Genomic DNA, 12,300 nt, shown 5'->3' with positions numbered 1-12,300 from the left:
TTATATTTACTTAGTTTTTCTCATTTAGCGGTTGTACAAAGAAGGTGTTGTCTTTAATTTCATATATTATAACTTCTTCTCCCTGCGCTACTGCTTTCTTTCCAATGTGCTGAGCAGGTGCATTAAATTTTCTTCCGTTTACTATATAACCTATAGTTCCAAAACCATCTTCAAGTATTGGAGATATAACCTTAGCTTGCATTCCTATAAGGCTCTTGCGTGTAAATGCACTTGTGTTTTGAGCTTTGTAAAGAGGTACAACTATAAATTTATATAGTATAAAAGCTGTGATTAAGCCTGATGCTAATGCCATTACAAATAAAAGTACTACATTCATACCATTGTGAGTCCCAATCATTCCTATACCGCCAAATACAGTTAAGAAAGAAACAATGGTTATAGGTTTTAGAGGAAAAACTGTAAAGGTAGGAGAAATACCACCGCCATCCACATGAGCATCTATATGGGTATCCAGATGGGTATCAAAATGGGTGTCTACATGTGTATCAACATGTCCATCGAGATGCACTAATCCTAATAGACCTCCCATTAAAAAAGTCACCACAGTGTATATAACACCTACCCAGAAAACAATACTATACACTTGTTCCATAATATAACACCTCCCTATTTTAGTATAACATACTTAGTGCATCATTTTTATGTGTTTTCCAAATTCTATATAAAAAGTTTTCATGATATAATATATTGTTTTATATAGTTATTTATAACTTTTTATATGATATTATTAATTATACCATGTATTGGATTTTATTCAAGTTAAAGTTTTGTCAATATCTCTGAATAAAGACAAGATTTACTTAAAAACCCGATTTAATCTGCTTTATCTAATCCTTTCTCATTAAAGGTTTAATTATTGCTATGAGGCTAACAAATTAAAATATTTATAAAAAATAAAGGAGCTTTCCCCATTAGATAAGCTCCTTTAAGTTAAACAACATTATATTTTTCCACAAATATATTCTTTTTATTAAGTCTTTTCTTTTCTTTTAGCAGGTTTTCAAAATCTTCACTGCTTACTGGCCTACTAAAATAATATCCCTGCATTTCATCACAATTTTTTCCCAAAAGGAATCTGAGTTGCTCATTAGTTTCAACACCTTCTGCGACTACCTTTAAATTTAATTCATGGGCCATGCTTATTATAGCAGTAGTGATAGCCATATCATTTGCATCATTAGGTATGTCTTTAATAAAAGAAGAATCGATTTTTAATACATCAATATCAAACTGCTTAAGATAGCTTAAAGAAGAAAAACCCTTTCCAAAATCATCAACTGAAACATCAATTCCTAGAAGTTTTAATCTTTTTACAATTTCCATATTTCTCTCTGTGTTTTCCATTAAACAGCTTTCTGTTATCTCTAACTCTATGCAACTGCCTTCAATACAGGCTTCACTCAAAGCATTTTCAACAGCTTTTACCAAGTTATCTCTTAAAAATTGCTGAGGTGATATATTTATAGAAATTCTAATATCCTTAAGACCACTTTCCCTCCAAACCCTAATCTGGCGACACGCTTCATTTATCACCCAGTTTCCAATAGGAAGTATAAGCCCAGTTTCCTCAGCAATAGGTATAAAATCGACAGGAGAAACAACTCCTCTTTTGCTATGCCTCCATCTAACCAATGCTTCTGCACCGATAATTTTACCCGTATTTAAATCAACTTTAGGTTGATATACAATGAATAGTTCATTCTTATCCATGGCTTTTCTTAAATCATTTTCTAACTCAAGGCGTTCTAAGGCTTTTTCATTCATTTGAGTCTCATAGAACTCATAGTTGTTTCCACCTTTACCTTTAGCCCTATACATAGCAGTATCTGCATTTTTAACGAGAGCTTCTTTCTCAATTCCATTTTGAGGATACACGCTTATTCCTATACTAGCAGTTATAAAAAGTTCATGTTCTCCAACAGCAAGAGGCTTGCTAAAGGAGTTTAAAACCTTTTCGGCATAATCCTCTACTTGGACAATATCACTTATATTATAAAGAAGAATTATAAATTCATCTCCACCCATTCTTGAAATTAAAGTATCCTTGCAAGGTATATCTTTTAACCTTTCCGCAATTTTCTTAATCAACAAATCCCCTACAGCATGTCCTAAAGTATCGTTTATAACCTTAAACCTATCAAAATCAAGGAACAAAATTGCAAATTGATCTCTTTCTTGGCCGTCTCCTGAAATATATTGAGTCAGTGCTTCATTAAAAAGATATCTGTTTGGAAGCCCTGTAAGAGAATCAAAATACGCAAGACTTCTAATCTTATCCTCAGCTTTCTTCTGTTTAGTCACATCTATAGCAGAACCAACCAACTCTATCACAACATTTTCCTTATACATTGGAGTAAGAGTAACATAAAAGGTTGTCCTTGCAACAGTTAGTTCCAAATTTGTTATATTACCCTCAAAAGCTTTTTCACAGTTTTCACTTAAATAAGCTGCAGCCTTTTTATTAAAGATTTCTCTAAAACTTTTGCCTTGTACTGCATTGGTATTCAATCCTATTTTATGCCCATATTTACCTTCAATAAGACTAAATCCAAAATTATTATCCCCGACTCTTATAATCTTAAAAACTATATTCTGTAAATTTTGAACTATTTGCTTAAAGTCATCCTGTATAGCTCTTTTCAAGTCTTCCTCTGCTTTTATTCTTTTAAATAATCCACCTATATTCCCGGCTGCCACCATAAGTATATTTTTTTCTACCTCTGTCCATTCACGCTCATTACTATGGTCTTCAAGACCAATTATTCCCCAAAATACTCCATCAATAAATATAGGCATTAGTATAATCGATAAAACGCCCAACTTTTTAAAGTAGGGTTGTTCATCATTGTGTAACTCGCTAACTATTCCGCTAAATATATCCCCTGTTGAAAGAATTTCATACCATCTCGAAATTTTGGCTTCTTTCCAAGCTCTCTTCGTAAATTCTCCATATTCTCCTGTAAACTTTATATTTTTCTTGCTCCAAAAACCCTTTATATCTAGAGTTTTCTCGTCAGTATCAGGTTCTTCTTCATTCTTAAATACATAAATTAGATCAACGTTTGAAGCTTTTCCTAAAATCTCTAAGGCTTCATTTATCGCAGTTTCATAATTGGTAGTATGAAGCAGTACATTAGCAGATTGTGCAATTCCGCTTAATAGCTTATCCTTCTTGTCCAATTCAAACTCAATAAGTTTCCTTTGAGTTATATCCTTTAATATACCTGAAGTACCTGCTATATTACCATTAGTATCATAACTTACTCTCGAATGAACCTCCATCCAGCAGGTTCCGCCTTCTTTAGTTATATATCTTACCTCATGCCTGCATTCTTCCTTTTCACCTTTTATTATAGTCTCAAATAACTCTATTATTGCTTTTCTATCTAAGACATAAATAAATTCTAAAAAATTCTGTCCTAAGCTTTCCTCTAAAGTAAAACCTGTTATGTCAGTCCAAGCTGAATTCAGCAATATCCATTTTCCGTGTACATCAACTTGGAATAAAACCTCACCAATGTTATTTACAACCTGACTATATTTTTGTTCACTTATTTTATAGTTTTCCAAAATAGCCTTTCTTCTAACATGCTCATAAAGTATTGCGAGCAAACCTATAGAGATTATAAAAAGCAATAAAGCTGTTATACCATAGTCTCTATAACCTTTACTAGAATAATGAACCACAAAGCGTATACTTATATTAAAAATTCTTGTAGCCACAAGTACAGCTAACAGGAAAAGTAAAAACCCAAGAGTATTTCTATGAAATTGTTTTAATAACTGTTTATTTCTCTTCATTCTATCAATTCTTCTATGAAAGTTAAAAGTTTTTTTCATTATATTCACCTAGAAATCAAAATTCGCATTACATTTAACATTCTACCTAAATATATATAATCCTGCAATACACCCTACTGGACAAGTAAACAGGAACTAGAGAATAAAAAATGAAGGGTAAATAAATGAATGAAATTTTACAGTTCATTCTTACCCTCCATAAGTAATCTTTATACCATTTCTTTATTCTTACTTGCTTCTATTTTATTTTCTTACCCTCATACTCTTTTAAGGACTTCATAACAACCTTAGACAGTGCTAAAAGTGCAATTAGGTTTGGTATTACCATAAGCCCATTAAATAAATCTGCGAGTTCCCACACAAGCGGAACTTCAAGCGCTGTGCCTAAGGCTATAAAAAATAACACAAGCATTCTATATGGCGTTAAGCCCTTTTTACCAAATAAATATTTTATATTTGCCTCTCCAAAGAAATACCATCCTACTATAGTTGAAAAAGCAAAGAACAACAAACAAATTGCTATAAATACGCTGCCTATAGGCCCCATACCATTAATGAATGCTTTTTGTGTAAGCTCTATACCTGTAAGCTTTCCGTCTAGTGAACCAGTTGTTAATATAACTAATGCAGTCATAGTAAGAACTATAAAAGTATCTATAAATACGCTTATTATTCCTACTACACCTTGTTCAACTGGATGATTTACCTTTGCTACAGCGTGAGCATGTGGAGTTGAACCCATACCTGCTTCATTTGAAAACAACCCTCTAGCCACACCATATCTCATAGCTTCCTTGATTCCTACACCAATAAGTCCACCAGTTGCAGCTTTAGGATTAAAAGCACCAACAAAAATCATTTTAAAGGCAGGTAAAATATTTTCTGCATGTGTTATAAGAATTATTGCCCCACCAATTAAGTAAAATAACGCCATTATCGGAACTAACTTCTCTGTAACTGATGCTATTCTTCCTATTCCTCCAATGAATATGAAGCCAGCTATTACAGCTAACACAATTCCAACAACTATTGGCGGAATATTAAAAGCATGCTGAAAAGCTGTTCCTATTGAGTTTGATTGAACCATGTTTCCCATGAAACCCAAGGCTATGATTATAGATACAGAAAAAAATGCAGCTAGCCATTTGTTTCCTAAGCCTTTCCTGATGTAATAGGCAGGTCCACCTGTTACCTCTCCATCTACTTTTTCTTTATATATTTGGGCAAGAATTGCCTCAGAAAATAAAGTTCCCATTCCGAAAAATGCACTCAGCCACATCCAAAATATTGCTCCAGGTCCTCCTGCGACTATAGCAGTGGCTGCCCCCGCAAGATTTCCAGTACCAACCTGTGCAGCTATTGCAGTTGCCAGAGCTTGGAACGAAGACATTCCATCACTTCCAGCCTTACTTCCTTTTAAGCTTATACCACCGAAAGTTCTTTTAAACCCATCAGTAAACTTTCTTAATTGAACAAATCTTAAAATAATTGCATAGTATATTCCTGTTCCGCAAAGCAAAAATATTAATACATACCCCCAGAGTACACCATTTATACTCTTAATAAGTGACAATAAATCCATGATATGTCATCCCCTTTTGATAATATTTTATAGGTTTGTCCCACTTTATTATACTAAACTACAGTTAATATTTCAAATATTCAAAATGTTATCTTATCAATTTATCTCTGAATACGTTAACATTCTTCATTTTTACTTTTCTTTTCTTAATGATTTGTTAAAATTTTTTTATAATTACTTATCACTTTTGCAACTGAACTTTTTTAAAAAGGAAACTCCCATGCATATTGAAAGCATAGGAGTTTTGTTATATTTAACTAATCCACTAAAGCAACCGCTTTAATCTAAATTCTAGTGTCCTTAGAAAGCTTAGATATTTGAATACAAGAACGAGCTAGAAAATTAACTTAAAAATACTTTCTTTAAGTTTCATTAACTGCTGCAAAATCACACATATCACTTAAAAATGCTAAAGTTTTAACTACCTTTTTAAAATAATTTTCTACCTCTTTAAAATTTATCCACTACTTATATTTTAGTAATGCACCCTTACTAGCCAATACCTTATCTTTCTATTGCTCCATCCTAAATCCCAAGGAACTCTATGCCTATCAGAATTGTGGCAGCTTACTAAAGAATATCCTTTGGAATCTGCTCCTGTTACTACAGATATATGAGTTATATCTCCCTTATTCTCATAAGCTACAAAATCGCCCGGAAGTAACTTATAGGAGGCTTTATATACTTTTTCATAGCTTCCATATGCAATAACTGATGCTCTGCCACTACCTACCCAATAGTTTTTAAATTTATCTGCGTTAAGCCATGGTCCTGTAGCACCATTACCATCGTAATTCCATCCTCCAGTTTTTTTAAACTTACCTCCCTCAAACAATATTTGAGAAGCAAAGTTAGCACAGTCTCCGCCTTGAGGATTGTAATCTCTGTATTTCTTATTGTATTTAAACTCATGTTGCTCTTCACTAGCTGCACCACAATATTTATCAGCATAGGCAACAGCATTTTTTCTTCTTTCAGAAATACCTGATAGATCCCTTGCAGGCTGAGATAAAATATATTGCCTAATATCATCTGCCTTTATATTCTCAAGATTCAAAGAGTCACCGAATGGATCCTTATACCACTCTTTTGTTATTATCCAGCCTTCTTCCTTCTTGACTAAATTCAAGTTGTGATATGTTCCAATTCTAGAACTGTTAACAGTGTCAGAGTCACCTTCATACACATATTTATACTCTGTTGAGCATAGAAGATTTGCAGAATAACTTCCATTCCCTCCTTTAACCCTTCTAACAACAACCTTAGGATTAATTTCAACAAATCTAACTCCTTGTTTTTCAGCCCAATTATGAAGATATTTAACTTTTCTCTGTTCGTATTCAAAAGCCCAAGTTCCATACTTGGTGTTCATATCATAAATTGATTGTATAAATTCCATATCTCCATTTAATATTGCTTGATTCCTATTTATGAAAATTTCCTCTATAGCCTTTGTAACTTCTTCTTTCTCAGCTGGCTCAATTGCATGCACATTAGCTGGTATGTAAAACTGTGCAAGAAAGAATATACACGCAAAACTAAGAATTTTTTTTATTTTAGGCTTAAATTTTTTATTTACATAGAAATTCATAAGCATTGACTCCTTTTCTTAGTAATTTGGAAATCACTTGCAATAGGACTATTATTCTGTTTTTATTATCCCCATAATGAAACAAAACACAGCTGAGAATTTTGCCCAAAAACCCAATACATAAAGAATAGCTGCATATATTTAGCAGCTATCTTAAGGCATTTTCTATTAACTGAATTTTATTTTGTATATCAGTATTATCTGTTGCTACTCCATAATACCAAGGTTTATCAACTTCAACATTATTTCTGAAATATCTTGCCTTTAGAATTATCTCAGGTCTATACTCAAAATGCAAAATATCAAAATGCCCCCATTTTCCACCCCAAACAAAATTATGATTTTCGAACACTTCCACTACTTCCTTTGAGTAAGATAGTAATCTCTTTTCTCCTTCTTCCGGAGTTGCCCATTTCCAATAATCTCTTTTATCTCTAGATAAGTCTATTGCGGTTCCAAAGGAATGAGGGCTCAATCTTCCAGTTCCTGCTATGACTCTGTAATTATAAGTTCCACTACAGGGAGCAATAAAAGCACTTATTTTTTTATTTGTCTGAGCCATACTTCTAAGTTCTGTAAAAGCTGACCTAAGTTCTTGAGCAGCATTGTTTTGCTTGTTAAATTGAAAAACTCCGTAGCCTGTATTTACCATCATAAGATTCTTTTCCACCTGCTGTCTTGAAGTTCCATAAACTTCTCTTATTAATTCATAAACTCTAGCACGACCTGGATCAAAATTTTTATCCATAAGCTTTGTTACTGGTTCCAAAGGATACTTTTGTTCCAGCATATCCTGAAGGTCGGGGTTATTTAATTTTTCCTCAAAGTTTTTATTTCTTTTGTCATCATATAATATCCTTTTACCTGATTTCATGACTAAATAAACTTTTTCGTTACTTGCTTTCTCTACCCCAGCCACATGTTCTGGATAAGCAATCATTATAGCTAACAAGTCCTGTTTCATAACAGTATTATAATCATCTTCTGCTTTCACTAAATATCTAGGTGTAAAAAACAAAATTGCTGCTAATACCAGAAAAATATTTTTTTTCACTCTTATTCACCTGACTTTTTTACAAATTTCTTAATTAAGTTTTGATTTGAAATTATTCATTTCTTATCCTTCCACCAAGTTCATAATGTATGTACAAAAAATTAAAATACAAAAAGAGCCTTGAATAATCAAGACTCCAAATGTATTTTAATCAACCGACTTTAAAGACTCTACCATATTTATTTTTTTTAATTTAAAATGCATTACAAAGTTTACAAGCGCTGAAAACAAAATTGTTAATACTGCAGAATAAATATAGCTTAAAAATTTAATTTGTCTACCAAACATAACATAATCAATTTCTGTAGTTATAATAATAAATCTATGAAGGAAAATGCCTAATGCAAGCCCGAATATGGTTCCTATAATAGTAAGAAGTATGTTTTCTCTAAATACATAATTTGAAACCTCTTTATCATAAAAACCAAGAACCTTTATTGTGGCAATCTCACGAAGCCTTTCTGTTATATTTACATTTGTAAGATTATAAAGTACTACAAAAGCAAGTGCACCTGCAGAAATAATCAGTACTAAAATAACATAGTCAAGACTTCCTATCATCTCTTCAAAGTCCTTGCTTATTCCTGTTGTAAAGCTCACAGAGGAAACCCCTTCGTTTATTAATATTTCCCTGGAAAGTTTATCCTCAAAGGTTTCACTTGTATCAGTTGTTTTTATTAAAACTTCTTGATACTTAGGTGCCTCACCATATAATTTTTCATATAAAGCTGGCGTCATATAGACGTAGTGAGAAACATAATTTTCTGCTATTCCGTTTACTCTCACACTTAATCTTTTCGTTTCTCCGTCCTTAATATAAATTTCATCCCCTATTCCAGCTTTAAACATCTGAGAAAGTTTTTCAGTTATTATTACTCCTTCTTCTGTTAAACTTAGTGGCTCTTGTGATATGCGATTCCTTAAGGTAATAAAGCTATCAAGTTTTTTAGTTTTTTCAGGTACAAATAATGCTACACTTTTTTCAGTATTATCATAACCTATGTCTATACTTCTCTGTTTCACAAGCATATAGTCTTTAATCCCACTTCCTATATCAATAGGATTACTTTCCATTTCTTTTAAGTTTACTACTGCATCATATTGATACAGCTCATCAAACTGCTTTGAAGTTATTGACACTATTGAATCCTTTAGTCCGAAACCTGCCATTAAAAGAGCTGTACAGCCACCAATACCCAGTATAGTCATTATAAAACGTTTCTTATACCTAAATATATTTCTAGCTGTAACCTTCTGAGTAAAGTTTAATCGTGACCATATAAATTTTATTCTCTCTAATAAAATTCTTTTGCCTGCTTTAGGAGCTTTGGGTCTCATAAGTACAGCTGGTGCTGCCATAAGTTCCTTATTACAAGCGAACCAGGCTGCTGCAACAGTTGATAGAACAGCTAATGCAGTAGATAATACAGCATAAAATACATTAAATTCTGTAATAACAGGAGGCATTGTATACATTATTCCGTAAGCATTATAAATTACCGTCGGAAACACTCTAAATCCTACTAGCAGTCCAAAAAAACTCCCTCCCAAGCTTGCAAATAAAGCATAAAACAAATACTTTGATGCTATTTTAAGCTTGCTGTAACCAAGCGCTTTTAATGTTCCTATATATATTCTTTGTTCATCTACCATTCTAGCCATTGTAGTTAAGCAAACAAGAGCTGCTATTAGGAAGAAAAACACCGGAAATACCTGTGCAATTGCATCTATTCTATCTGCAGCCTGCTCATATCCAACAAAATCTGCATGCTTACTTCTATCAAGAACATACCAAACAGGTTTTTCTATTTCATTTATTTTATCTTCTGCCTGAACTATCTTGCTATAGCCTTCAGCAATCTTTTCATCAGATTCCTTCTTTCCCTGCTCATAATCCTGTTCTCCCTTTTGAAGCTCTAGCTTTGAATCTTCTATTTTCTTACGAGCCACCGCAAAATCTCTCTGCGCCTTCTTCTTGCCTTCCTCAAGCTTTTTCCTTTCATTATCAAGCTGACTTTTTGAGGCGTCTATAACAGCTTTACTGCTATCAAGCTTAGCCTCACTCTCATAAAGCTCCTTTTTCTTTTCTCCAAGCTTAGCTTTTGAATCCTCCAACTTAGCCTTTCCTTCAACAACTTGCTTTTCTCCAAGCTTTATTCCTGCTTCTATTTGTAATTTTTGTTCTACTGTTAAGTTAGGATTAGCTAAAGCTAACCTTGCATTATTTAGCTCAACTTCTTTCTTATCTAATTCTGCTTGAACAAGATCTAATTGCTTTTCTGCTTCAGTAAACTCTTTTTCCGCTTGGAATTTTATACTATTAAAATGCTGAAGCTGAGTACTATACTCTTTTTCCCCATTTTTCAGTTTCAAATATTCGTTAGCTATTTTAGCTTCCGCATCTTTGATAGTTTTATAAAATTTATTCTCTTCGTTCTTTAATTTACTTTCACCTTTAGAGATTTGCTTTCTTGCTTCTTCAAGCTTCTCAGAAGCATTTGCAAGCTCCGTCCTTTGCTTATCTTCTGCATCTCTAAGTTCTTTTTTCCTATCTTCAATTTTTGCATTAGCTTCAGCTAGTATTTCCTCGTATCTTTGCTGTTCTCGAGCCTTTCCTGTAGCTTTAAGAGCTTCTGTCACAGGGTCTACCAAATAGTCATATTTATCACTATAAGTCATCAGCTCTCTTGCGCCCTTTATGGTTAAAAACACGTCAGTATAGACTGAAAGCTTAAAATTTTCTTCCGGTATCATTATAAAACTATTTACTTTTCCACTACCTATTGAACTTGTGCCTCTATCGAAAGATATATAATAAGGAGTTTCAATAATACCTACTATAGTGAATTCATTCTCTTTAAGATTATCACTAATATCCTTATCTGTGCCTGATGAAAGCCTGAGCTTTGAACCAATTTCCATACCCTCGCCAAACATCTTACCCTTTTCTGCAACACATTCGTTAGGACTTTGAGGAAGTCTCCCTTTGGTAAGCTTAACTCTGTTAATATAAGAATTATCATCAGTATTAAGCTTATCCGTAGGCAAGGACATAACCTTCAGCACCATATCCTTTTCTTGTACATTAACTAATGCATCTAAAGAATAGCTAGGTAACATTCCTTCTATACTATCTACTTTTTTTATGGCCTCAATATCTTTATCGTCAAACCCCATGGTTGAAACAAGTCTTATATCCATAAGCCTGTAATCATCAAAATACTTGTCCCCAGTTATTTTCATATCTGGCGCAGTAGCCTTAACTCCTGCAAAAAAAGCTACTCCTATGGCAACAATAGCAAATATTGAAAGAAATCTGCTCAGCGTTCTTTTTATTTCTCTAAAGGTGTCCTTAACTAAAGCATTTTTCATGTCTACCATTCAATCCTTTCCACAGGCATCGGTTTTTCGTTGATTGATATGCTGCTAACCCTTCCATTCTTAAATTTTATAACTTTATCAGCCATCGGAGCAATAGCAAGGTTGTGAGTTATAATTACCACAGTCATTCCCATATTTCTACAGGTATCCTGCAGAAGCTTCAGTATAGCTTTACCCGTATTATAATCCAAAGCTCCAGTAGGCTCATCACATAAAAGAAGCTTAGGATTTTTTGCAAGTGCTCTTGCTATAGCAACTCTCTGCTGCTCACCTCCTGAAAGCTGTGCAGGAAAATTATTTTTTCTATCTCCAAGCCCAACTTGCTCTATAACTTTTTCAGGATCAAGGGGATTTTTGCAAATTTGAGTAGCAAGCTCAACATTTTCGACAGCAGTCAAGTTTTGAGCTAGATTATAAAATTGAAACACAAAGCCTATATCGTCTCTTCTATAGGTTGTGAGCTGCTTTTGATTGTATTTGCTTACTTCTTTTCCATCTACAAGTATCTGACCGCCGCTTGCTGAATCCATGCCACCTAGTATATTCAAAACAGTACTCTTTCCAGCACCGCTCGGACCAGCTACAACAACAAACTCTCCCTTATCTATAGAAAAAGAAACTCCATCTAAGGCTTTTATTTCTACTTCTCCCATATGGTAATATCTTTTTACATCCTTTAATTCTATATAATGCTGCAAATCTAACCCTCCAATATAACTAAAAATATCATATTATCTACATTACTCCTTTTTATATAGGTTTTCCATATGCCCCATAACTTTAATACTTTGTTAAAAATTTTTACTGAAATACCGAGTCTTCGTAATAATCACATTAAGGTTTCTAACTAAGTTTGAATAACAGAAATAA

The 12,300-nt window shown here is 33.2% G+C and carries 7 protein-coding genes; all 7 read right to left on the bottom strand.

The window, feature by feature from the left end; all coding sequences use genetic code 11:
* Positions 1 to 10: 10 nt before the first annotated feature.
* Positions 11 to 613, bottom strand: a complete 603-nt coding sequence (locus NBE98_RS02075) for an NfeD family protein (protein ID WP_250811947.1) — start codon at positions 611 to 613, stop codon at positions 11 to 13.
* A gap of 338 nt (positions 614 to 951) precedes the next feature.
* Positions 952 to 3,861: a bifunctional diguanylate cyclase/phosphodiesterase gene (locus NBE98_RS02070; protein WP_250811944.1), complete on the bottom strand. Its 2,910-nt coding sequence runs from the start codon at positions 3,859 to 3,861 to the stop codon at positions 952 to 954.
* 199 nt (positions 3,862 to 4,060) lie between these two features.
* Positions 4,061 to 5,404 (bottom strand): alanine/glycine:cation symporter family protein, encoded by a 1,344-nt coding sequence (locus NBE98_RS02065; protein ID WP_250811941.1) that lies wholly within the window; start codon positions 5,402 to 5,404, stop codon positions 4,061 to 4,063.
* A gap of 475 nt (positions 5,405 to 5,879) precedes the next feature.
* Positions 5,880 to 6,995 (bottom strand): amidase domain-containing protein, encoded by a 1,116-nt coding sequence (locus NBE98_RS02060; protein WP_250811939.1) that lies wholly within the window; start codon positions 6,993 to 6,995, stop codon positions 5,880 to 5,882.
* Positions 6,996 to 7,143: 148 nt separating this feature from the next.
* Positions 7,144 to 8,049, bottom strand: a complete 906-nt coding sequence (locus tag NBE98_RS02055) for a M15 family metallopeptidase (RefSeq protein ID WP_250811937.1) — start codon at positions 8,047 to 8,049, stop codon at positions 7,144 to 7,146.
* A gap of 147 nt (positions 8,050 to 8,196) precedes the next feature.
* Entirely contained in the window at positions 8,197 to 11,430 is a 3,234-nt protein-coding gene (locus tag NBE98_RS02050) for an ABC transporter permease (RefSeq protein WP_250811935.1), read from the bottom strand.
* Complete coding sequence (locus tag NBE98_RS02045; protein ID WP_284703589.1) at positions 11,424 to 12,128, bottom strand: ABC transporter ATP-binding protein; 705 nt, start codon at positions 12,126 to 12,128, stop codon at positions 11,424 to 11,426. Before NBE98_RS02045 ends, NBE98_RS02050 begins: the two co-directional genes overlap by 7 nt.
* Between the last annotated feature and the right edge of the window lie 172 nt (positions 12,129 to 12,300).

This window comes from Clostridium swellfunianum (genome assembly GCF_023656515.1).
GTDB lineage: Bacteria > Bacillota > Clostridia > Clostridiales > Clostridiaceae > Clostridium_AT > Clostridium_AT swellfunianum.
The sequence above is the reverse complement of the archived record's forward strand: the minus strand, read 5'-3'. Positions and strand labels throughout refer to the sequence as shown.

Bases quoted from the DNA above. Each gene is read 5' to 3' on its own strand.
- NBE98_RS02075 (WP_250811947.1), bottom strand. From the start codon at position 613: ATGGAACAAGTGTATAGTATTGTTTTCTGGGTAGGTGTTATATACACT.
- NBE98_RS02070 (WP_250811944.1), bottom strand. From the start codon at position 3,861: ATGAAAAAAACTTTTAACTTTCATAGAAGAATTGATAGAATGAAGAGA.
- NBE98_RS02065 (WP_250811941.1), bottom strand. From the start codon at position 5,404: ATGGATTTATTGTCACTTATTAAGAGTATAAATGGTGTACTCTGGGGG.
- NBE98_RS02060 (WP_250811939.1), bottom strand. From the start codon at position 6,995: ATGAATTTCTATGTAAATAAAAAATTTAAGCCTAAAATAAAAAAAATT.
- NBE98_RS02050 (WP_250811935.1), bottom strand. From the start codon at position 11,430: ATGGTAGACATGAAAAATGCTTTAGTTAAGGACACCTTTAGAGAAATA.